Raw genomic sequence first — 21,840 nt, forward strand, 5'->3', positions numbered from 1 at the left:
TCTGGCAAGCTCAATGGGTCAGCAGTCGGGTAACGGGAACGGACTGGGCGAACCCTGAGCACAAGCGACCACGTGCGCGCGATCCTGGGCGGCACCATCGCGGCCTACCGGGAGGATCCGGCGTACCGCCAGCGCCCCGACGTGCACAACGAACTCGAGCGCATCGGCGCCCGGCTCAACCAGCCGATCCGCATCGCGCTGGCCGGCACGCTGAAGGCCGGTAAGTCGACGCTGGTCAACGCGCTCGTCGGCGAGGAGATCGCCCCCACCGACGCCACCGAGGCCACCCGCATCGTCACGTGGTTCCGCCACGGACCCACCCCGAAGGTGACCGCCAACCACCGCGGCGGCCGGCGCTCGAATGTGCCGATCGCCCGGGATCCGCACGAGCGCGGCCTGACCTTCGACCTCGCCCGGCTGGACCCCAACGACGTGCTCGACCTCGACGTGGAGTGGCCGGCCGCCGAACTGATCGACGCGACCATCATCGACACCCCGGGCACCTCCTCGCTGTCCCGCGACGTGTCGGCGCGCACGCTGCGGCTGCTGGTGCCCGACGACGGGGTGCCGCGGGTCGATGCCGTGGTATTCCTGCTCCGCACGCTCAACGCCGCCGACATCGCGCTGCTCAAGCAGATCGGTGAACTGGTCGGCGGCTCGGCGGGGGCGCTCGGCGTCATCGGGGTGGCCTCGCGCGCCGACGAGATCGGCGCCGGGCGCATCGACGCGATGCTCTCGGCCAAGGACGTCGCCACCCGGTTCACCGGGGAGATGGACCGCACCGGCATCTGCCAGGCGGTCGTGCCGGTGTCGGGACTGCTCGCGCTGACCGCGCGGACCCTGCGCCAGAGCGAGTTCGTCGCGCTGGAGAAGCTCGCGGGCGTGGACCCCGCCGAGCTGGCGAAGGCCATGCTGTCGGTGGACCGGTTCGTGCGTGAGGACAGCCCGTTGCCGGTCGACGCGGCGACCCGGGCCGCGCTGCTGGACCGGTTCGGCATGTTCGGTGTGCGCATCTCGATCGCCGTGCTGCGGGCCGGGGTGAAGGATTCGGTGGCGCTGGCCGACGAACTGCTCGAACGCAGCGGCCTGGTGGCGTTGCGCGACGTGATCGACCAGCAGTTCGCGCAGCGATCGGACCTGCTCAAGGCGCATACGGCGCTGTTGTCGCTGCGGCAGTTCGTCCAGCTGAACCCGATCTACGCGACGCCGTACATCATCGCCGACATCGATCCGCTCCTGGCCGACACCCACGCGTTCGAGGAGCTCAGGTTGCTGAGCCAGCTGCGGTCGCGGGCGACCACCCTGACCGACGACGAGATGGCGTCGCTGCGGCGGTTGATCGGCGGCTCGGGGACGGACGCGGCGAGCCGGCTGGGGCTGCAGCCCGAGGACCCCTACGACGGGCCCCGCGCGGCCTTCGCCGCGGCCCAGCGGTGGCGCAGGCGGGCCGAGCATCCGCTCAACGATCCGTTCACCGCGAGGGCTTGCCGGGCTGCGGTCCGCAGTGCCGAAGCGCTGGTCGCCTCGTATGCGGCGAAAGGTCGCGGATTCGCTTAACGTTTGACCGCGCGCCGACGACAAAGAGGTATGCGCACTTCTCTCGGCGTATCCCTCGGCGCGGCCAACCTGGTCGCCGTGGCCGACGGACGCCCGATCATCCGGCCCGCGGTGCTCACTCTGGGCGGGTCGACGATCACCGGTTTCGTGGACCGCGTCGGCGATCCCGTACCTCTGATCGCGCCCGACGGATCGGCACACTACGGCGGGCAGCTCGCCGCCGCCGCGATCGAGGCGATCACCCGCGCCGCCCACCCGTACCGGCGCCCCGACAGCGTGGCCGTGGCCGTGCCCGCGCACTGGTCGCCGACTGCGGTGGCGGCGTTGAGCGCCGTGATCCCGCAGTCGACCGTCGTCTCCGACGCCGTCGCGGCGCTCACCGCACTGCAGGCCAACCCCGGACTGCCCGCGCGGGGCGTCGTCGCGCTGTGCGACTTCGGGGCGAGCGGTACCGGCATCACGCTCGCCGACGCGGGCGACGGGTTCCGTGTGATCGGCGAGACCGTCCGCTACGACGACTTCTCCGGAGACCTGATCGACCAGGCCGTGCTGCAGCACGTGCTCGCCGATCTCGAGGTGGACCCGAGCGGGACGTCGGCGGTCGCGTCGCTGCAGGCGCTGCGCGAGGAGTCGCGCGCCGCCAAGGAGCGGCTGTCCGTGCAGACCGCGACGGCACTGACCGGTCCGCACGCCAACGTGCGGCTGACCCGGCCGGAACTCGACTCGCTGCTGGCCGGCCCGCTCGCCGGGTTCGTCGACACCGTCATCGACGTGCTGCACCGCAACGGGGTGGTGCCCGCGCAGCTCGCCGCGGTCGCCACAGTAGGTGGTGGGGCGCGTATACCGCTTGTCACACAACGTCTTTCGGAGGCGTTGCGGCTGCCGGTGATCACCGGGCCCTACGCGCAGGTCGCCGCGGCGGCGGGTGCGCAGCTGCTCGCGTCGCGCGGGGGGGAACTGGAGGCCGTCACCACGATCGCCCCCGTGCCCGACGCGTTCGTGAGCGACGCCCCCGCGACCGAGGCCGCGATCCCGCTGGCCTGGTCCGCCGAGACCGTCGACTTCGACGCGGCGACGCAGTACGTGCAGCCCGTCTACGACGCCGCGATGGCCCGGCCCGGGATGCACTTCGACCAGGCGCCGGTCGAGGAGGCCCCGGACGGCTCGCCGTGGTTCCGCAAGCCGGGGGCGCTGTTCGCCGGTGCCGCCTGTCTGGCGGCCCTGGCGGCGACGGGTCTGATCCTCACCTCGCAGACCGGCGACGCGGAGGCGGTGCAGGCCGGGGCCTCGGGGATCACCGCGCCGGTGGCGACGCAGCCGATCGACCAACCGGCCCAGCCGGTCGAGGCCCCGCAGCAGGGGGCCCCGGCTCCGGCCGTCACCGAACGGGTGGCCGCCGCGGCCCCGCGGCCCGCGCCGAGGGCGGTCCGGCCGCCGTCGCAGCCGAGCCCGAACAGCGCGGCCGAGCGGCGGGTGGCGTCGAAGCAGGTGGCGCCGCGGCCGGCGGCACCTGCTCCCGCGCCCGCGCCGCGTGCCCCGGTACCCGCTGCCCCTCCGGCGCCCGCGCCGTCGATGGGTCTGCCTCGGCTCCCGCTGCCGGCGTTCACGCCGCGGCCGGCTCCGTCGCCGCCGTGCTCGGCGCCGGCTCCGTCGCAACCCGCACCGTCGCCTGAGCCGGCACCCGAACCGGAGCCGACGCAGGAGCCCGCACCGCAACCGGAGCCGACGCAGGAGCCCGCCCCACAGCCGGAGCCCGAGCCCGCACCGGAGCCGGAGCCGACCGCCGCGCCGCAGCCGACGCAGGAGCCCGCGCCGCAGCCGTCAGCGGAGCCCACGGTCGAGCCGGCGCCGTCGGAGTGCGTGCCGGACGCCGAAACCGTCTGCTAGGCGCGCCGAACCGCTCAGCCGCCGGGTGGGACCAGCGTCGGGACCGTGATCGTCACCGTGCTGGTGCTCGTCTCCACCGTCGTGGTGGGCGGCGGCGTCGTGGTCGTGGTGGGGGCCGTGGTGGTCGTCGTCGGCGGTGGCGGCGTCGTGGTGGTCGTCGTCTCCGCCGGAGTGGTCTCCTCCGGAGCCGTGGTCGTCTCCGTCGGCGACTCGGTCACCGTCTGCGGAGGAACCACCGACGGCGCTTCCGACGTCGTGGTGGTCGTCGTCGTGGTGGTGGATTCGGACGACGAGTCGTCACCCGACACCAACTGCACGATGAGCCAGATGATCAGCGCCACCAGCAGGGCCGCGACCGCGCCGAGTGCGATCAGCGCGCCCGGCTTGCGGTACCACGGCTGTGGCTCCTCGGGCGGTGGCTGGTCGTAGGCGCCGGTGTAGTCGCCGTACTGGGTCGGCTCCGCGCTGTACGCATTCGAGTACTGGGTCGGCTCGTCGTCCGAATAGTTCGGATCTTCAGGAGGTCGCGCCACGGGCTCCGATAGTAGGCGTCGTTGCTCAGGGACGCGGGTAAAGCGTGCGTGTCTCGTTGAGCCGGGGCCGGTTGCGCGTCGTCGTCGGCGGATCCTCCTCGGTCGACGGGCTCTCCTCGGACTCCTCCTCCCGGGTCGTGGGCCGCTCCCGCGAACTCGAGGTCTCCGACGGCGAAGGGGGAGTCGACGAGGGGATCACCGGTGGGAGCTCCAGGTCGGTGGTCAGCGGTGGGCTGATCCGCGTCGTGGTGGTCGAGGTGGTCGCCGAGCTGGACCTGGTGGTCATCGACGAGAAACTCGGGTCGACGAAGTTCGTCGGCGCCTGCGGCGAGTCCCCGGCCCGCGATGCGAACAGGACCCCGGTCACGATCAGCGCGATCGCGGCGATGCCGGCGAGGCTCGCGCCCAGCACTTTGCCCGTCGAGTGGTGCCACGGCGTCGACGCATCCGCCTGCCGGCCGGATTGCTCGTCGTCGTCGCGGGCGCCCGTCACGGGCACCGATCCTAACCGCGACCAGGCGCGTCGTGCCGGGTCAGCGCAGCTGGGGCAGCACTTGACCGGCGACCAGCGCGAGATGGTCGAGATCGGACATGTCGAGCAGTTGCAGGTACACCCGCTCCACCCCGGCCTCGGCGAACGGACCGAGTTTGTCGACGATCTCCGCGGGCGTGCCGACCATCGGGGAATTGCCCCGCAGCTCGTCCACCTCGCGGCCGATGGCGTCGGCGCGCCGGGCGATCTCGGTGTCGTCAGCGCCGGCGCACAGGACGAAGGCCGCGGAGTAGACCATCGAATCCGGTTCGCGGCCGGCGTCGGCGACCGCGGCCCTGACCCGGTCGAACTGGGTGCTCAGCGTGTCGAGGGGGACGAACGGCACGTTGAACTCGCCTGCGTACTTCGCCGCCAGCGCCGGGGTGCGCTTGGCGCCCAGACCGCCGATCACGACCGGCGGCACCGCCTGCACCGGTTTGGGCAGGGCGGGGGAGTCGACGACGGTGTAGTGCGTGCCGCGGTAGTCGAACGTCTCGCCGACGGGCGTGGCCCACATCCCGGTGAGGATGTCGAGCTGTTCGGTGAGCCGGTCGAACCGTTCACCCAGCGGCGGGAACGGGATCGCGTACGCCTGGTGTTCGGCCTCGAACCAGCCTGCGCCCAACCCGAGTTCCACGCGTCCGCCACTCATCTCGTCGACCTGGGCGACGGCGATCGCCAGCGGGCCGGGATGGCGGAAGGTCGCCGAGGTGACCATGGTGCCCAGCCGGATCGACGACGTCTCACGGGCGATACCCGCCAGCGTCACCCAGGAGTCCGTCGGCCCGGGCAGGCCGTCACCGCTCATCGCCAGGTAGTGGTCGGAGCGGAAGAACGCCGAGTAGCCCAGTTGTTCGGCGGCGCGGGCGACGGCGAGCTGGTCGGCGTAGCGGGCGCCCTGCTGCGGTTCGACGAAGACACGGAAATCCACGGCGGCCAACCTACAGACCCTTCGGTGCGTCGCGCAGCGCCTGGACGGCGGCGGGATCACCCTCGAACTCGACCCGGGCCTCGCGTCCGACGGCGAAGAGCAGCAGTTCCTCGGGCCGCCCGGTCACGGTGACGGGAGCGCCTCTCCCCGCGGTGACCAGTGTCTTGCCCTCCGGCGTGCGCAACGCCGCGCGGGCCGGCGCCTTGGCCAGGGTGAGCCGGGCCATCAGTGACAGCGTCCGGGTCAGCCCCTTCACCGTCGCGTCGTCGAGTGTGCGCGGCTCCCAGCCCGGCTGCGCGCGCCGCACGTCCTCGCAGTGGATGAACATCTCGGCGAGGTTGGCGACCGGGTCGAGCAATTTGAACGGCGAGTACAGCGGCGGACCGGCCGCGATTTTGGCCAGCAGCGCATCCCACTCGGTCGCCTCGGCGGTGCGGTTCTGCACCTTGTCGGTGTACTTCGCCAGCGCGGGGACGGCGATCCCGGCCGTCGCGTCCGGGCGGTGCTCGCGGATGTAGAGGTGGGCGGCCAGGTCCCGGGTCGTCCAGCCCTCGCACAGGGTCGGCGCATCGGGACCCCGGGCGCGCATGGCCTCGACGAGCGCGGCGCGTTCCCGCTGGGCGGCGGTCATGGTGTTCCTCCATCTGGTCCGTCGAGAGAGAACGTGGGCATCGGGTTCAGCAGTACCCCCGCCCCGGATCGACTACGCCTCCGCGACGAACGCCGGTGTGAGAGGTATCACCTGCGGTGCGATGGGGTATCCCACCCCACGGTGGACACCTCGCGTGGCTTCGGACGAGCTTCGCGGCGGCCGCTGACCAGGGTCGCCGCGCTGACCGTCGTGTTGTCCGCGGGGCTGACCGGATGTTCGGAACAGAAGTCCACCGAACCGCCGGTCACCCGCGCCACCGTGACCGTCAACGACATCGCCGTGGGGCCACTCGTGCCCCGGTGTGAACGGCAGCAGCGGTATCTGTCCGTTCGGGCCGGTGATCCGCCGGGGGAGATCACCGGGGTCGTCGACGTCGGCGGTGCGCGGCCGGTGGCGAAATGGGTGAAGATCCGCGACCTGGGCGGCTTCACCGGTGACGCGTGGGAGGGCGGCGTGGGGAACATCGCGACGGTCCGGAACGACGGTCGCATCACCGAGGTCACCGGCACCGCCTACGGCGTCTACACCGCGCGTCCGCATGAACTCGCCCGGACCGCCCGCTTCTCCATGACGGTGCAGTGCTGAGCGCGGCGGACGTCACTCGTCCGGCAGCCGCCAGCGCGCTGTACCCGGCAGGGCCAACGCCTGTTCGGGACCCCACGACCCGCGGGCGTAGGTGTGCAGCGGCGGCGGAGTGTTCAGCACCGGCTGGCATACCTGCCACAGCCGGTCCACCTCGTCGGCGCGGGTGAACAGCGTCTGGTCGCCGCGCATGACGTCGAGCAGCAGGCGTTCGTACGCCTCGAGCGGGGTGTCGTCGGAATTCTCGTCGGCCACGCCGAGGCTCAGATCGAGGGGCATCAGCGCGAGGTCGGGCCCGGGGCGTTTGGCCAGCAGGCGCACCTCGAACTCGGGTGAGTCGGTGAGTTCGAGGACGAGCTGGTTCGGGCGGGGATCGTCGGCGCCGAAGAGCGCCATCGGCGGGCTGCGGAAGGTCAGCGTCACGGTGCGGCGGGTGGCGCCGAGGGCCTTGCCGGTGCGCAGGTAGAACGGCACGCCCTGCCACCGCTCGGTGTCGACGAACGTCTCCAGCGCGACGAACGTCTCGACCTGCGAATCGTCGTCGACGCCGTCCTCGTCGCGGTAGCCGTCGTACTGGCCGAACACCACCCGGTCGGGGTCCAGCGGCCGCATGGCCTGAAAGACCTTGGCCTTCTCGTTGCGCAGCGACACCGGGTCGAGGTGGACCGGCGGTTCCATCGCGACGAAACCGAGCACCTGGCACAGGTGGGTGGAGATCATGTCGCGGAAGCATCCCGTCGATTCGTAGAAGCTGCCGCGACCCTCGATCGAGAGTTCCTCGGGCACGTCGATCTGCACCGACACGACGTGAGTGCGGTGCCAGGCGGGTTCGATCAGACCGTTGGCGAACCGGACGGCCAGGATGTTCTGCACCGCCTCCTTCCCGAGGAAGTGGTCGATGCGATAGACCTGATCCTCGTCGACGACCTCCTTGAGCGCCTCGTCGAGCGCACGCGCCGAATCCAGGTCGGTGCCGAAGGGCTTCTCGACCACCACGCGTGCCCCGTCGGTGAGCTGCTCGCGGCCCAGCATCGTGATCATCGGCTGCATCGCCCTCGGCGGGACCGACAGATAGATCAACGTGCGGGCGTCGTCGCCGAGCCGTGTCCGCGCGGCGCGGACGGCCCCGGCGAGTTCGGCGCCGTCGTCACTGTCGGACGTCTGAAAGGACAAGCGTTGCAACAGGTTCGAGAGAACGTCGTCATCGACGTGGTCGACCGAGTCGCGGAGGCCGGCGCCCACGGCGTCGCGGAACTCGTCGTCGCTGCCGGGCGAATGCCGGCCCGATCCGATGATCGCGTAGTCCTCGGGCAGGCGTCCGGCCGCGGCCAACCGGTACAGCCCCGGGAAGAGTTTGCGTTTCGCCAGATCCCCGGTCGCCCCGAACAGCACGAAAATGTGTGGGGCAGGCCGCTGTTCGCTCACCGGTGCTGCATGCCCGGCGGACGTGAGGGTTCAAACCGGTGTGACCGAGGAGTCAGAAAGTCTGCACCCGTTCGACGGAGACGAACATGCCGCGGTGGGTGCGGTCGTTGCTGAAGCGGGTGCCGTCGCTGCCTGCGTCGATGGTCCAGCCCACCGCCGAATAGCGCCGGTAGTCGAGGGTGACCGCCGGAATGTCGCCCAGATTGCCCACCACCCACTCGACCTGCCCGTCCGCCGACAGCCGCACCCCGTTGGCCGGCAGCCCGCCGACCTCGGGGGCGTCGGTGAACGGCGCCTCGCAGCCGACCTCCTCGGCCGACAGCTGGCAGCGCGTCTTCCCCGATTTCGTCTCGATGAACACGTAGCCGTTCTGCGGTGAGAGCACCTCGGCCGCAGGCGCGGGTGCGGGCGACGCGCTGGGCGGGGCCGGGGTCAGGGTGCGCGGCGGCGGTGCGGGCGTCGAGGTGCGCGACGGCCGGGGAGTGGGGACCGTGGGCTCGGTCGGCGAGTCAGGGCTGCGGACGGCGGTGCCGGTGGTGTCGCTCTGGCAGCCGGTGAGCAGCGTGGCGACGGTGACGGTGACCTGCACGACGCCCGCCATCACGACTTTCGACCGCACCCCCCAACCCTACGGGGATTGTGGTGCAAGTGGCGGAAGTGACGCGCGCATCATGTCGGTGTAGCCGTCGGCGAGGCGACGCAACTGGTCCTCGCCGTCGCCGGTGAACGACGAACCGTGCATGATCGCCAGTGTCGTGGGACGCAGCTCGGCCAGGGCCGTCAGGGTGGGAACGAGATCGGTGCAGAGCCCGGTGGCGTGGAAGAAGCTCTCCGCCTCGAGAGCCGGAGCGACGCAGTCGTTTTCGGTGAGTGCAGGACAACGGCCGACGTGGGTGAACAGGTCTCCGGCGAGCAAGGTGCCCGTCGCCTCGTCGAACCACAGGCCGGCCTCCCAGTTGTGCGGGACATGCGGGGTGGCGATGAACCGCAGCGCGTGTCCGCCGGTGTCGAGCGGTTCGTCGGCGGCCGCGACCGGCGGCCGGTCGCACATGTCGATCAGCGACAGCATGCAGGCGAGCTGGCCGTGCACCACCTGGGCGTTCGGGGCGGCCTCGAGGAGCAGGTTCACCGCTCCGCACTCATCGGCCTCGAGATGACCGAACGAGATCCATCGCAGCTTCTCCAACGGGACGATCCGTTCGATCGCCGCCGACACCAGCGGGAAGAGTTGCCGCTGTCCGCAGTGGAAGAGAAACGGCTCGTCGCCGGTGAGCAGGAACTGGTTGAAGGTGAACCCGTGCTCGGTGATCTCGGGAACGTAGGTCGACAGCCGGAACACTCCGGGCGCGATCTCGTCGACTGTGGTCTCCATGCCCCGATGGTCCGCCCCTCGACGTCGGCGTTGGGCGTTGTGGGCAAAAAATCCGCGGCGGGAACAAATCCGCCGGACGGTCCGTTGAGCCTTTCGACAAGTTGAGTGAAACACGCTCAAGTCTGAGTTGACAGCCGGGCCTCCGGCGGAGCAGTCTTGAGTGCGGTCCGCTCAGACCCCACAAACGTAGTAGTCGGTAACAAGGAGGACACACCATGGCTCGTGCGGTCGGAATCGACCTCGGGACCACCAACTCCGTCGTCGCGGTGCTGGAGGGTGGCGACCCCGTCGTCGTCGCCAACTCCGAGGGCTCGCGCACGACGCCGTCCGTCGTCGCGTTCGCGCGCAACGGTGAAGTGCTGGTCGGCCAGCCCGCCAAGAACCAGGCGGTGACCAACGTCGACCGCACCATCCGGTCGGTCAAGCGGCACATGGGCACCGACTGGAGCACCGAGATCGACGGCAAGAAGTACACCGCCCAGGAGATCAGTGCGCGCACGCTGATGAAGCTGAAGCGCGACGCGGAGAGCTACCTCGGCGAGGACATCACCGATGCCGTGATCACGGTGCCCGCGTACTTCAACGACGCCCAGCGTCAGGCCACCAAGGAAGCCGGCCAGATCGCCGGCCTCAACGTCCTGCGCATCGTCAACGAACCGACCGCCGCGGCGCTGGCATACGGCCTCGACAAGGGCGAGAAGGAACAGACCATCCTGGTCTTCGACCTCGGTGGCGGCACCTTCGACGTGTCCCTGCTGGAGATCGGTGAGGGCGTCGTCGAGGTCCGTGCGACCAGCGGTGACAACCACCTCGGTGGCGACGACTGGGACGAGCGTGTCGTGACGTGGCTCGTCGACAAGTTCAAGGGCACCAGCGGCATCGACCTGACCAAGGACAAGATGGCCATGCAGCGGCTGCGTGAGGCCGCCGAGAAGGCCAAGATCGAGCTGAGCTCGAGCCAGAGCACCTCGATCAACCTGCCGTACATCACCGTCGACGCCGACAAGAACCCGCTGTTCCTCGACGAGCAGCTCACGCGCGCCGAGTTCCAGCGCATCACCCAGGATCTGCTCGACCGCACGCGGCAGCCGTTCCAGTCGGTGATCAAGGACGCCGGCATCTCGGTCGGCGACATCGACCATGTCGTGCTGGTCGGCGGCTCCACCCGGATGCCCGCGGTCTCCGAGCTGGTCAAGGAGATGACCGGCGGCAAGGAGCCCAACAAGGGCGTCAACCCGGACGAGGTCGTCGCCGTCGGCGCCGCCCTGCAGGCCGGTGTGCTCAAGGGCGAGGTCAAGGACGTCCTGCTGCTCGACGTGACCCCGCTGTCGCTGGGCATCGAGACCAAGGGCGGCGTGATGACCAAGCTCATCGAGCGCAACACCACGATCCCGACCAAGCGGTCGGAGACCTTCACCACGGCCGACGACAATCAGCCGTCGGTGCAGATCCAGGTCTTCCAGGGTGAGCGTGAGATCGCCTCGCACAACAAGCTGCTCGGCTCCTTCGAGCTGACCGGTATCCCGCCGGCCCCGCGCGGTGTCCCGCAGATCGAGGTCACCTTCGACATCGACGCCAACGGCATCGTGCACGTCACCGCCAAGGACAAGGGCACCGGCAAGGAGAACACGATCCGCATCCAGGAGGGCTCCGGCCTGTCCAAGGAAGAGATCGACCGGATGATCAAGGACGCCGAGGCGCACGCCGACGAGGACCGCAAGCGGCGCGAGGAGGCCGACGTCCGCAACCAGGCCGAAACGCTGGTGTACCAGACGGAGAAGTTCGTCAAGGAGCAGCGTGAACCCAAGGAGGGAGAGGGCGGAGGCAAGGTCCCCGAGGACGTGTTGACCAAGGTCGACGGCGCGATCTCCGAGGCCAAGACGGCGCTCGCCGGCACCGACATCGGCGCGATCAAGGCGGCGATGGAGAAGCTGGGCACCGAGAGCCAGGCGCTCGGCCAGGCGATCTACGAGGCCACCCAGGCCGAGCAGTCCGCGGGCGGCGCCGGTGCGGGTACGGCAGGCAGTGGCGGAAACAGCGATGACGACGTCGTGGATGCCGAGGTCGTCGACGACGATCGGGAGAACAAGTGACCCGTCCCTTCGACAGCGGAGGCGATCCGCACGAGCCGGTGACCGTCACCGACAAACGGCGCATCGATCCCGTGACCGGTGAGGTACGCGATCCGTCCGGCCCGGCCCCCGGAGCCGCTTCGGCGGCAGCCCCCGGTGGGCCGGCGCCGGACGCCGCGCCGGAGGCCTTCGCCGGGGAGACCCCGGAGGAGGCCGACAAGGCCGGTGAACTGCTCGCCGATCTGCAGCGCGTCCAGGCCGATTTCGCCAACTACCGCAAGCGGGCACTGCGCGATCAGCAACTGACGGCCGACCGCGCCAAGGCGGGCGTGATGGCACAGCTGCTGCCGATCCTCGACGACCTGGACCGGGCGCGCAGCCACGGCGACCTCGACAGCGGCCCGCTCAAGGCGGTCGCGGACAAGCTGGTGAGCACGCTCGAGGGCCTGGGCCTGACGTCCTACGGCGAGGAGGGCGACGAGTTCGACCCCCTCCTGCACGAGGCCGTCCAGCACGAGGGCGAGGGCACCCACCCCGTCCTCGGCGCCGTGATGCGGCGTGGCTACAAGGTCGGCGAGCAGGTGGTGCGCCACGCGCTCGTCGGCGTCGTGGACACCGTGCCGGAGGCCGACACGGCCGAGAACGCCAGCGCGGCGCCGCATCAGGCCGCAGAATCAGACGACTGAACAACGAGAAAGGTGAGGAGGTGACGCGGCATGGCCCAACGCGAGTGGGTCGAGAAGGACTTCTACAAGGAGCTCGGCGTCTCCTCTGACGCCGGCGCGGACGAGATCAAGAAGGCCTACCGGAAGCTGGCCCGCGATCTCCACCCCGACACCAACCCGGACCCCACGGCCGCCGAGCGGTTCAAGGCCGTGTCCGAAGCGCACAGCGTGCTGTCGGACCCGGCCAAGCGCAAGGAGTACGACGAGACCCGCAGGCTGTTCGCCGGCGGCGGTTTCGGGCGTGGCCGCTTCAACGGCGGCAGTGGGGGATTCGGCGGGTTCGGCGGCGGCGGTGGCTACGGGTCCGAGGGGGTCGAGTTCAACCTCAACGACCTGTTCGACGCCGCGGGGCAGACCGGCGGCGCCAACATCGGCGACCTGTTCGGTGGACTGTTCGGGCGGGGCGCCTCGCCCCGGCCCAGCCGCCCACGTCGAGGCAACGACCTCGAGACCGAGACGGAGCTGTCGTTCCTGGAGGCCACCAAGGGGGTGGCGATGCCGTTGCGGCTGACCAGCCCCGCCCCGTGCACGAATTGCCACGGCAGCGGCGCACGTCCGGGCACCAGCCCGAAGGTGTGCCCGAACTGCAACGGCGCCGGCGTGGTCAACCGCAACCAGGGCGCGTTCGGGTTCTCCGAACCGTGCACCGAGTGCAAGGGCAGCGGCTCGATCATCGAGCACCCCTGCGGCGAGTGCAAAGGCACCGGCGTGACCACCCGAACCCGCACCATCAACGTGCGGATCCCCCCGGGTGTGGAGGACGGTCAGCGGATCCGGCTGGCCGGTCAGGGCGAGGCGGGTCTACGCGGGGCACCCTCGGGTGACCTGTACGTGACCGTGCACGTGCGCCCGGACAAGGTGTTCGGCCGCGACGGTGACGACCTCACCGTCGCGGTACCCGTCAGCTTCCACGAGTTGGCGTTGGGCACAACGCTTTCGGTTCCGACGCTGGAGGGCAAGGTGGGTGTGCGGGTGCCGAAGGGCACCTCGGACGGCCGCATTCTGCGGGTGCGCGGCCGCGGTGTGCCCAAACGCGGTGGTGGGCACGGCGATCTGCTGGTCACCGTCAAGGTGGCGGTTCCGCCGAACCTCGACGGTGAGGCCGCCGAGGCGCTCGAGGCCTATGCCAAGGCCGAGCGGGCGAGCGGTTTCGACCCGCGGGCCGGCTGGGCGGGGGCGTGAGCCGATGGCAGCCAAGCGACACGAGGAAGCCCGGACCTTCCTGATCTCGGTGGCCGCGGAGTTGGCCGGTATGCATGCGCAGACCCTGCGCACCTACGACCGGCTCGGTCTGGTCAGCCCCCAGCGCAGTTCCGGTGGCGGCAGGCGGTACTCGGAGCGCGACGTCGACCTGCTGCGCGAGGTGCAGCGGCTGTCGCAGGACGAGGGCGTCAACCTGGCGGGGATCAAACGCATCATCGAGCTGACCAATCAGGTCGAGGCGTTGCAGTCCCGGGTCAAGGAACTGGTCCGCGAGGTCGAGGAGTTGCGGGCCAACCAGCGCCGCGACATCGCGGTGCCCACCAAGAGCACTGCGCTGGTCGTCTGGCAGCCGCGCCAGGGCCGAGGCCGCTAGGCGACCCTGATAGAGAACCGGCTCGTGTCCGGTTCCCCGGGGACGGCGACCCGGTGGTTCTCCCGCCGCAGCGCATCGGTCGGCGCGGCCATCGGTTCGACGGCGATCAGGTCGTCGCTGCCGGGTGCGAACAGTTGCGCTGCCGGATAACCCTTTTCGAACGTCACGTCCACCCGCCGGTCGCCACCGGCGAGGACGAACACCGCGCCGTCGTCGACCTGGTCGAACCCGTCGTCGAGTTCGGTGCCGCCGAGCGGCGCATCGCCGCCCGCCCACGCCTCGGTGGCGCCCGTCGGCAGGCCCCAGGTGTCGGCGGTCAGGCGACGCATCGCCGGGGACCGCAGCCGCCACTGCGGGCGCGGGACGTCGGGGATCTGCAGATACGGGTGATAGCCGTAGCAGAGCGGAACCGGCGTCGCGGCCGACGGCGTCACGGTGGTCTCCACGGTCAGAGTGCGGTCGGCCAGTCTCACCGCCATGGTCAGGACGTGCGGGAACGGGAACGTGGCCAGCAGCCGTGGCTTGTCTGCCCAATTCACCTCGGCCACAAGTGTGTTCGTGGTCTTCTCGACCACCACCCAACCCCGGTAGGCGCCGAGCACCCCGTGGATCGGCACGCCGTGCTCATCGGTGCGCACCCCGGCCACGCCGGGAGTCAGCGTCACCACGCCACCGTCGATGGCGTACTTCATGGCGCCCAACCGGTTCGCCCACGGGTAGAGGATCGGGATGCCCATCGTCTTACCGCTGGTGATGTAGGCCTCGACTCCTCGCCGCTGGCCCAGGAATTCGGTATCGCCGTCGGCGAGCGAGGTGCAGATCATCCCCGCCTCGGGCACATACGTCGCGGTCACCGACGACGACGGATCGCGCAAGGTGACAGGTTGGTATTCGGCCACGCCGCCAGTGTGGCATGAGTCAGGCGGTGAGCGGGTCGTGCTGGATGCGCTCGGGCGGCGCGCCCCTGGCGATCAGCGCGGCCTTGGTGGCTTCGGTCATCGCCACCCCGCCGCAGATCAGGATCTGCCGGTCGCCCCAGTTGCCGTAGCGGGTGACCACCTCGTCGAGCCGCCCGGTCTGCCGGACGTGCAGTCCGCGCGGCGGTGACGGGTCGGGATACTCGGACGCCCACGGCGGATCGCTGCTGTACTCCGACACCGGCGTGACCGACAGCCAGGGGTTCGTGGAGGCGATCTGCCACAGCGTCACCAGGTCGTAGAGATCGCAGGGGAACCGCCCGCCGAAGAACAGGTGCACACGCGGGTTGACCCCGAACCGGGTCATGTCCATGATCAGCGTCCGCAGCGGCGCCAGACCGGTGCTGCCCGCGACCATCAGGACGTCGCCGCCGTCGCGGTCCACGGCCAGCCCGCCGTGCGGATTCGACATCCGCCACCGGTCCCCGACGCGGGTCTCGTTGACGATCGCGGTGCTGACCATGCCGCCGGGCACCGAACGGATGTGGAACTCGACGTAGCCGTCGGGATCGGCCGGGATCGCCGGGCTGAGGTACCGCCAGCGCCGCGGCCACTGAGGCACCTGGACGGTGACGTACTGGCCCGGGTGGTAGGCCAGCGGCTGGTCCAGTTTGAGCCGCACCACCGAGACGTCGCGGGTGGCGCGGATGTGTTCGATGACGGTGCCGTCGCAGAAGGGCGGGCCGTCCTCGGCGTCGGCGGCTCCGCGCATCACCCCGGTGGCCAGCGCGACGGCGTCGTGGGCGGCCTCGGCGAGCCGGTCGGACCACTGCTCGGCCAGCCGGCTCCGCAGCGCGGCGTAGAGCGCCTCGCCCATGGTGTCGTAATGCCGTTGCACCACACCGTATTTGCGATGGTCGCGGCCGAGTTGGGCGAGAAACGCCACCGGCTCCTCGGCGCGCTGGGCGATCAGTTCGCCGAACAGCCAGGTCATCGCCTCGGCGAACACGGTCCGCTGGCGGGCCATGTCCGGGGGGAAGAGGTCGCGCACCGAGAGGTCGGCGGCGAACCAGCGGGTGTAGAAGTCGGCGATCAGCGCATCGGAGCCACGGCGGGGATCGACCGCGTCGCGCAGTATCGCCAGCGCGTCACGGTCGTCGAGTCCCACGTCGTGCGAGTGTAAGTCAGTCCGCTGTGCGTGCCCGTTGCCGCAGCGCAGCCATCGCGACGAGCGCCGCGCCGACCAGCGCCCAGCACACCGCCACCACGACTGCCGTGGTCGCCCCGGCGCCGCCGAAGTACGCCGTGGAGCGCAGCAGCGTGGCGGTCGCGCCCTGGGGCAGCCATTGGCCGAACTCACCCCACCCGCGGGGCAGCATCTCGGGCGCACTCGTCAGACCCGAGAGCGGATTGCCGACCAGGACGGCGAGCGCCGCGCCGACGGCCAGCCCGACCCGGCCGAACAGGGCGCCCAGTCCGAGCACGGGCAGCGCGCACGCGAGCAGACCGAGGGTCAGGCCCGCCGTCACACCCCAGAAGTTCTGGTCGAACGAGCCGAGGACGTAGTACAGGAGCGCGGCGATCGTCCACGCCGCGACGCCGCTGAAGACGACCGTCGCGGTCAACCGCGTCCACACCTCCTGGCGCAGGGCCACGGTCAGGGCGATCGCCGAGAGGATGCCCGCCAGCGTGATCGGCAGGGCCGAGGCGGCCAGGCCGGTGCCGCGCGGGTCGGTGTCGGGCAACGGCGCGACGTCCTCGATGACCGGGGCGCTGCCCGCCTGCGCGGCCATGCCGGTGCCGAGCTGGGTCAGCACCTGCGCGACGGCCGGGCTGGCCCCGCTGGCGATGAGCAGTGTGCGGCCCTGCGGGCCGAGCGCCAGACCGCCGTAGACCTGACGGTTCGCGATCGCCTCACGCAATGCCCCCTCGCCGGGGTAGTAGGTGACGGCGAAGGCCCCGGGTGCCCGTTCGTCGAGCATCGCGGCCACCTGACCGTTGGCGGCCTGTGGGCCCGCGACGCCGATCGGCACGTCGTGGGGATCGGACTTCGCGGCGGGCAGCGCGAACGCGAGCGCGACGATCGCGACGGCCGCCGTCAGCGCGATGACGATGCCGGCGGCGCGGGCGGCCGGCGGCGGTTCCCGGTGGGTGCGGGTGTGGAGGGATGACGTCGTTGTCATGGCCCCGGCTCCTTTTCATCTGTCGTTGAAATTCGTGGCCAGAGCGTAACCCCGTGCGGCCAATTATTCAACGGTCAGTGAAATGATAGGGTCGCGATATGGCCTCACCTGCGAAGACGCCGCGACGCCGCGGCCGGCGGCAGGGGGAGCCGGTGTCGCGTGAGGCGGTCCTCGCCGCGGCCAAGAACCGGTTCGCCCTCGACGGCTACGAACGCACCACGTTGCGGGCGATCGCGAAGGACGCGCACGTCGACCCGTCGATGGTGCTGTACCTGTTCGGGTCGAAGCTCGACCTGTTCCGCGAATCACTGCGCCTGATCATCGATCCCCAGGTGCTGGTGGCGGCGCTCTCGGAGGCAGGCGGCGACGTCGGCACCCGCATGGTGCGGGTGTACCTGCAGATCTGGGAGTCGCCCGACACCGGACCGAGCATGGTGGTGATGCTGCAGTCGGCCACCTCCAACGGCGAGGCGCACGAGGCGTTCCGCAGTTTCATGCAGACCTACGTGCTCGGCGCGGTGTCCGGGGTGCTGGGCGGTGACGAGCAGGCGCGACTGCGCGCCATGTTGGCCGCCACCACGCTGGTCGGCACCGCGATGTTGCGGTACGTCATGAAGATCCCGCCGCTGGCGACGCTGTCCGCGGACGATCTGGTGGCGCTGCTCGCCCCGACGGTGACCCGATACCTGACCGCGGACGCCGACGAGTTGGGACTCCCGCGTTACAGTGCGTGAATTCCCTTGTACAACACCAGAAGTCCGATGACGACGAGGATCACCGCCATCAGGGTGGAGTGATTGCGCTCCATCCAGTCCTTGAGCCGCGCGAGCGGATCGTCGAGTCGGCCGCCGGAGACCGCGTAGGCCAGGACCGGCACTGCGACGCTGCAGCCGGCGATCGCGGCGAAGTACACCACCGCGGCCCACACGGCAGTGCCCAGGCCGGCCGAGCCGATCGCCAAACCGGCTGCGACACAGATGAACAGCACCTTCGGGTTGGCGACGGTGAGCGCGGCGGCGGCGGCGGCCGCCTTCACCGGGCCCAGGGTCGTCATGGTGCGCAGCCACGCCGGTTGGTGCGACGAGGAATGCCTGCGCGCGAAGCGGACGACGCCGAAGACGATCAGCGCGGCACCGATGACGATGCGCAGCCAGGACGCCCAGCTCGGTGGCTTCTCGAAACCGCCGATCGCGCCCGAGACCGCCACGAAGATCGCGGTCAGGACCCCGAGGCCGATCACCCAGCCCGCCATGAAGGCCAGCGCGGTCGGACGCGGCCGGGGCGTCTGCAGCATCAGCACCGCGGGTATGACGGACAGCGGCGAGAGCGCGATGACCAGGGCCAACGGAACCAGTTCGGTGAGCACGCTTCCCCAGCTGCCGGTCATGGTGCGACAAGGTAGCAAGCCGGGCGGGGGTTCAGGTCCCGTCGAAGCGGTTGCACCCCAGCGTGTCGACGAAGGTGGGCCCCAGCAGCTCCAGTTCGCCGCGGTAGTCGTCGGCCCATCCGCTGAACGGGTGGAACGCCAGGTGCTCGTTGCGGAACCGGTCGTCTTCGGACACCTCGGTGGTGCAGAACGACGGAATCACCAGATCGACGACGGGGGAGTCGCGTTCCACCTCGGCGAGCACCAGCGGCGCGTTGCCGCCCAGGAACCGGTCGATCACCCAGCCGTCCTCACCCAGCCAGACCGACGATCGGACCTTGACCACGACGTGCTCGGCCCGGGAGACGATCTGCCCGGCGACGAGTGGATCGAGTTCGCGTTCGGCTTCGTAGCGGGTGCCGCCGGCGGCCGGCCCCTTGGCCGTCATGGTGCCGATCGCCTCCTCGCCCAGTGCGGCCACGAGCTCGGCAGGGCTGACGTCCACGTCCACGGGTGCCCGGCCCTGTATCCGGACTCGTACCGCATAGCCGTCGGAGGCGAACAGATACGCCTGGGCGATCAGGGCCGGACTCGGGTCGGAGGCGGCCACCGCGGGCATGTCGCTGACGAGGAACTTCCGCTCGTACTCGAAGTCGCCGAAGTCGGACACACGCCGACGCTAGCCCGGGTGCGGCCGGGACCGTGGAGTTGGCGTTCGTGTCCGCGAAAAAAAGCTAGACTTGAGCGGAACAGACTCAACCTTGACCGCGTTGAGTATGGCGACAAGCATTCTCACCAGACGATCGGAGGTGTCGTGGACTCGTTCAACCCGACGACCAAGACCCAGGCGGCGCTGACTTCGGCGTTGCAGGCGGCCAGTGCCGCAGGCAACCCCCAGATCGCGCCCGCTCATTTGTTGATGGCACTGCTGACGCAGAACGACGGCATTGCCGCACCCCTTCTGGAGGCCGTCGGCGTCGAACCCGCGACGATTCGCGCCGAGACGCAGCGCTTCCTCGACCGGCTGCCCAGCGCCAGTGGCGCCAGCAGCCAGCCGCAGCTGTCGCGTGAGTCGCTGGCCGCGGTCACCGCCGCCCAGCAGCTCGCCACGGAGATGGACGACGAGTACGTCTCCACCGAACACCTGATGGTCGGCCTGGCCACCGGCGACTCGGACGTCGCCAAGCTGCTGACCGGCCACGGGGCGTCCCCGCAGGCGCTGCGCGAGGCGTTCGTCAAGGTCCGCGGCAGCGCCCGCGTCACCAGCCCGGACCCCGAGGGCAGCTACCAGGCGCTGGAGAAGTACTCCACCGACCTGACCGCGCGCGCCCGCGAAGGCGAACTCGACCCGGTGATCGGCCGGGACACCGAGATCCGCCGCGTCGTGCAGGTGCTGAGCCGCCGCACCAAGAACAACCCGGTGCTCATCGGTGAGCCGGGCGTCGGCAAGACCGCGATCGTCGAGGGCCTGGCCCAGCGCATCGTCGCGGGCGACGTCCCGGAGAGTCTGCGCGGTAAGACCGTCATCTCGCTCGACCTGGGTTCGATGGTCGCCGGGTCCAAGTACCGCGGTGAGTTCGAGGAGCGGCTCAAGGCCGTCCTCGACGACATCAAGAACTCGGCCGGCCAGATCATCACGTTCATCGACGAGCTGCACACCATCGTCGGCGCCGGCGCCACCGGCGATTCGTCGATGGACGCGGGCAACATGATCAAGCCGATGCTCGCCCGCGGTGAGCTGCGGCTGGTCGGCGCCACCACGCTCGACGAGTACCGCAAGTACATCGAGAAGGACGCCGCGCTGGAACGCCGCTTCCAGCAGGTCTACGTCGGCGAACCGTCGGTCGAGGACACCGTCGGCATCCTGCGTGGCCTCAAGGAGCGCTACGAGGTGCACCACGGTGTGCGCATCACCGACTCCGCGCTGGTGTCGGCCGCGGCGTTGTCCGACCGCTACATCACCGCCCGCTTCCTGCCGGACAAGGCCATCGACCTGGTCGACGAGGCCGCCTCCCGGCTGCGGATGGAGATCGACTCCCGGCCCGTCGAGATCGACGAGGTCGAGCGGCTGGTCCGTCGTCTCGAGATCGAGGAGATGGCGCTGGCCAAGGAATCAGATGATGCGTCGCAAGAACGCTTGGCCAAGCTGCGCGGCGAGTTGGCCGACTACCGGGAGAAATTGGCGGAGCTGACCACGCGCTGGCAGAACGAGAAGAGCGCGATCGACGTCGTCCGCGAACTCAAGGAGCAGCTCGAGACGCTGCGCGGGGAGGCCGACCGGGCCGAACGCGACGGCAACCTCGAGAAGGCCGCCGAGCTGCGCTACGGCCGCATCCCCGAAGTCGAGAAGAAGCTCGACGCGGCCATCCCGAGCGCGCAGGCTCACGAGGACGTGATGCTCAAGGAGGAGGTCGGCCCCGACGACATCGCCGAGGTGGTGTCGGCGTGGACCGGGATCCCCGCCGGCCGCATGCTCGAGGGCGAGACCGCCAAGCTGCTGCGGATGGAGGACGAACTCGGTAAGCGGGTCGTCGGCCAGAAGAAGGCCGTGCAGGCCGTGTCCGATGCGGTGCGGCGTTCTCGCGCGGGCGTGGCCGACCCGAACCGGCCCACGGGCTCGTTCATGTTCCTGGGCCCGACCGGTGTCGGCAAGACCGAACTGGCCAAGGCGCTGGCGGAGTTCCTGTTCGACGACGAACGGGCGATGGTCCGCATCGACATGAGCGAGTACGGCGAGAAGCACTCCGTCGCCCGCCTGGTCGGTGCGCCTCCCGGTTACATCGGCTACGACCAGGGCGGTCAGCTGACCGAGGCGGTGCGCCGCCGCCCGTACACGGTGGTGCTGTTCGACGAGATCGAGAAGGCCCACCCGGACGTCTTCGACGTGCTGCTGCAGGTGCTCGACGAGGGCCGCCTGACCGACGGGCAGGGTCGCACGGTCGACTTCCGCAACACCATCCTGATCCTGACGTCCAACCTGGGCGCGGGCGGCACCGAGGAGATGGTGATGGCGGCGGTGCGCTCGGCGTTCAAGCCCGAGTTCATCAACCGGCTCGACGACGTCATCATCTTCGACGGGCTCAACCCCGAAGAGCTGGTGTCGATCGTCGACATCCAGTTGCAGCAGCTGGCCAAGCGGTTGTCGCAGCGCCGGCTGACGCTCGAGGTGTCGCTGCCCGCGAAGAAGTGGCTGGCCGAGCGCGGGTTCGACCCGCTCTACGGCGCCCGGCCCCTGCGCCGGCTGGTGCAGCAGGCCATCGGTGACCAGCTGGCCAAGATGCTGTTGGCCGGCGACGTGCACGACGGTGACATCGTGCCGGTCAACGTCAGTGCCGACGGCGAAACGCTCGTCCTGGGCTGACGCCACAATCGTTGACTCTGCGCGGAGGGCTGTGCGCACTCGCACTTTTCCGCCCTCCGCGCAGAGTCGACGTCAACACCGTGACTTGTGTGACTCACGAGGCTTCTGGCAGAGCCTGAGACGGGGTTGTGACCAACTTGAGTTCGGGCGAAAGCGGTACCAGCAAGTA

At 70.2% G+C, this 21,840-nt stretch carries 21 protein-coding genes; 9 read left to right on the forward strand and 12 right to left on the reverse strand.

Annotated features, from left to right (window positions below):
- Nucleotides 1-54: 54 nt before the first annotated feature.
- Both AU196_RS12020 and AU196_RS12025 read left to right on the forward strand, forming a co-directional pair.
- Nucleotides 55-1,557 (forward strand): dynamin family protein, encoded by a 1,503-nt coding sequence (locus AU196_RS12020; RefSeq protein ID WP_059095303.1) that lies wholly within the window; start codon nt 55-57, stop codon nt 1,555-1,557.
- Between the two features lie 30 nt (nt 1,558-1,587).
- Nucleotides 1,588-3,444: an Hsp70 family protein gene (locus AU196_RS12025; RefSeq protein WP_059095304.1), complete on the forward strand. Its 1,857-nt coding sequence runs from the start codon at nt 1,588-1,590 to the stop codon at nt 3,442-3,444.
- A 14-nt stretch (nt 3,445-3,458) separates the two neighbouring features.
- Here the strand turns inward: AU196_RS12025 and AU196_RS12030 are convergent, their stop codons facing one another.
- From AU196_RS12030 to AU196_RS12045, 4 genes are read right to left on the reverse strand one after another with little or no spacing between them, the layout of a single operon-like run.
- Entirely contained in the window at nt 3,459-3,977 is a 519-nt protein-coding gene (locus tag AU196_RS12030) for a hypothetical protein (RefSeq protein WP_059095305.1), read from the reverse strand.
- 25 nt (nt 3,978-4,002) lie between these two features.
- Complete coding sequence (locus AU196_RS12035; protein WP_059095306.1) at nt 4,003-4,470, reverse strand: hypothetical protein; 468 nt, start codon at nt 4,468-4,470, stop codon at nt 4,003-4,005.
- A 40-nt stretch (nt 4,471-4,510) separates the two neighbouring features.
- The gene (locus tag AU196_RS12040; protein ID WP_059095345.1) at nt 4,511-5,440 is read right to left on the reverse strand and encodes an LLM class F420-dependent oxidoreductase; all 930 of its coding nucleotides are present in this window, start codon (nt 5,438-5,440) and stop codon (nt 4,511-4,513) included.
- Between the two features lie 10 nt (nt 5,441-5,450).
- On the reverse strand, nt 5,451-6,071 hold the full coding sequence (locus AU196_RS12045) for a TIGR03085 family metal-binding protein (RefSeq protein ID WP_059095307.1): 621 nt from the start codon (nt 6,069-6,071) through the stop codon (nt 5,451-5,453).
- A gap of 141 nt (nt 6,072-6,212) precedes the next feature.
- Between AU196_RS12045 and AU196_RS12050 the strand changes: the two genes are divergently transcribed.
- Nucleotides 6,213-6,677, forward strand: a complete 465-nt coding sequence (locus AU196_RS12050; protein ID WP_059095308.1) for a lipoprotein LpqH — start codon at nt 6,213-6,215, stop codon at nt 6,675-6,677.
- 12 nt (nt 6,678-6,689) lie between these two features.
- On the opposite strand, the gene zwf is transcribed toward AU196_RS12050, so the two are convergent.
- The 3 genes from zwf to AU196_RS12065 are packed head-to-tail and all read right to left on the reverse strand — an operon-like array spanning nt 6,690 to nt 9,471.
- Entirely contained in the window at nt 6,690-8,099 is a 1,410-nt protein-coding gene (gene zwf, locus AU196_RS12055) for a glucose-6-phosphate dehydrogenase (RefSeq protein ID WP_059095309.1), read from the reverse strand.
- A gap of 52 nt (nt 8,100-8,151) precedes the next feature.
- A complete protein-coding gene (locus AU196_RS12060; RefSeq protein ID WP_059095310.1) occupies nt 8,152-8,718 on the reverse strand; it encodes a hypothetical protein in 567 nt (188 codons plus the stop codon).
- A gap of 9 nt (nt 8,719-8,727) precedes the next feature.
- Nucleotides 8,728-9,471: an oxygen-binding di-iron domain-containing protein gene (locus AU196_RS12065; RefSeq protein WP_059095311.1), complete on the reverse strand. Its 744-nt coding sequence runs from the start codon at nt 9,469-9,471 to the stop codon at nt 8,728-8,730.
- A gap of 215 nt (nt 9,472-9,686) precedes the next feature.
- On the opposite strand from AU196_RS12065, the gene dnaK reads away from it, so the two are divergent.
- Genes dnaK through AU196_RS12085 form a run of 4 tightly spaced genes read left to right on the forward strand, consistent with a single transcriptional unit; the run spans nt 9,687 to nt 13,844 of the window.
- The gene (gene dnaK, locus AU196_RS12070; RefSeq protein ID WP_059095312.1) at nt 9,687-11,564 is read left to right on the forward strand and encodes a molecular chaperone DnaK; all 1,878 of its coding nucleotides are present in this window, start codon (nt 9,687-9,689) and stop codon (nt 11,562-11,564) included.
- The gene (gene grpE / locus AU196_RS12075) at nt 11,561-12,229 is read left to right on the forward strand and encodes a nucleotide exchange factor GrpE (protein ID WP_059095313.1); all 669 of its coding nucleotides are present in this window, start codon (nt 11,561-11,563) and stop codon (nt 12,227-12,229) included. Before dnaK ends, grpE begins: the two co-directional genes overlap by 4 nt.
- A gap of 30 nt (nt 12,230-12,259) precedes the next feature.
- Nucleotides 12,260-13,450 (forward strand): molecular chaperone DnaJ, encoded by a 1,191-nt coding sequence (gene dnaJ, locus AU196_RS12080; RefSeq protein WP_059095314.1) that lies wholly within the window; start codon nt 12,260-12,262, stop codon nt 13,448-13,450.
- A 4-nt stretch (nt 13,451-13,454) separates the two neighbouring features.
- A complete protein-coding gene (locus tag AU196_RS12085) occupies nt 13,455-13,844 on the forward strand; it encodes a heat shock protein transcriptional repressor HspR (RefSeq protein WP_059095315.1) in 390 nt (129 codons plus the stop codon).
- On the opposite strand, the gene AU196_RS12090 is transcribed toward AU196_RS12085, so the two are convergent.
- Genes AU196_RS12090 through AU196_RS12100 form a run of 3 tightly spaced genes read right to left on the reverse strand, consistent with a single transcriptional unit; the run spans nt 13,841 to nt 16,944 of the window.
- Complete coding sequence (locus AU196_RS12090; RefSeq protein WP_059095316.1) at nt 13,841-14,743, reverse strand: aldose 1-epimerase; 903 nt, start codon at nt 14,741-14,743, stop codon at nt 13,841-13,843. The two genes, AU196_RS12085 and AU196_RS12090, sit on opposite strands and share 4 nt — an antisense overlap.
- Before the next feature lie 19 nt (nt 14,744-14,762).
- Nucleotides 14,763-15,929: an FAD-binding oxidoreductase gene (locus AU196_RS12095; RefSeq protein ID WP_059095317.1), complete on the reverse strand. Its 1,167-nt coding sequence runs from the start codon at nt 15,927-15,929 to the stop codon at nt 14,763-14,765.
- 16 nt (nt 15,930-15,945) lie between these two features.
- Nucleotides 15,946-16,944, reverse strand: coding sequence for an ABC transporter permease (locus AU196_RS12100; protein ID WP_059095318.1), 999 nt, complete (start codon nt 16,942-16,944; stop codon nt 15,946-15,948).
- Between the two features lie 98 nt (nt 16,945-17,042).
- Between AU196_RS12100 and AU196_RS12105 the strand changes: the two genes are divergently transcribed.
- Nucleotides 17,043-17,678 carry a TetR/AcrR family transcriptional regulator gene (locus AU196_RS12105; RefSeq protein WP_197415772.1) on the forward strand — a complete coding sequence of 212 codons (636 nt, stop codon included), beginning with the start codon at nt 17,043-17,045 and terminating at the stop codon, nt 17,676-17,678.
- On the opposite strand, the gene AU196_RS12110 is transcribed toward AU196_RS12105, so the two are convergent.
- Together AU196_RS12110 and AU196_RS12115 are read right to left on the reverse strand one after the other, a co-directional pair.
- Complete coding sequence (locus AU196_RS12110) at nt 17,666-18,331, reverse strand: GAP family protein (protein ID WP_059095319.1); 666 nt, start codon at nt 18,329-18,331, stop codon at nt 17,666-17,668. The two genes, AU196_RS12105 and AU196_RS12110, sit on opposite strands and share 13 nt — an antisense overlap.
- 31 nt (nt 18,332-18,362) lie before the next feature.
- A complete protein-coding gene (locus AU196_RS12115) occupies nt 18,363-18,929 on the reverse strand; it encodes a CYTH domain-containing protein (protein WP_502687257.1) in 567 nt (188 codons plus the stop codon).
- Nucleotides 18,930-19,124: 195 nt separating this feature from the next.
- Here AU196_RS12115 and clpB point away from each other — a divergent pair, with 195 nt between their 5' ends.
- A complete protein-coding gene (clpB, locus tag AU196_RS12120) occupies nt 19,125-21,671 on the forward strand; it encodes an ATP-dependent chaperone ClpB (RefSeq protein ID WP_059095321.1) in 2,547 nt (848 codons plus the stop codon).
- The last annotated feature ends 169 nt before the right edge of the window (nt 21,672-21,840 follow it).

It is taken from the genome of Mycobacterium sp. IS-1742 (assembly GCF_001500125.1).
Classification (GTDB): domain Bacteria; phylum Actinomycetota; class Actinomycetes; order Mycobacteriales; family Mycobacteriaceae; genus Mycobacterium.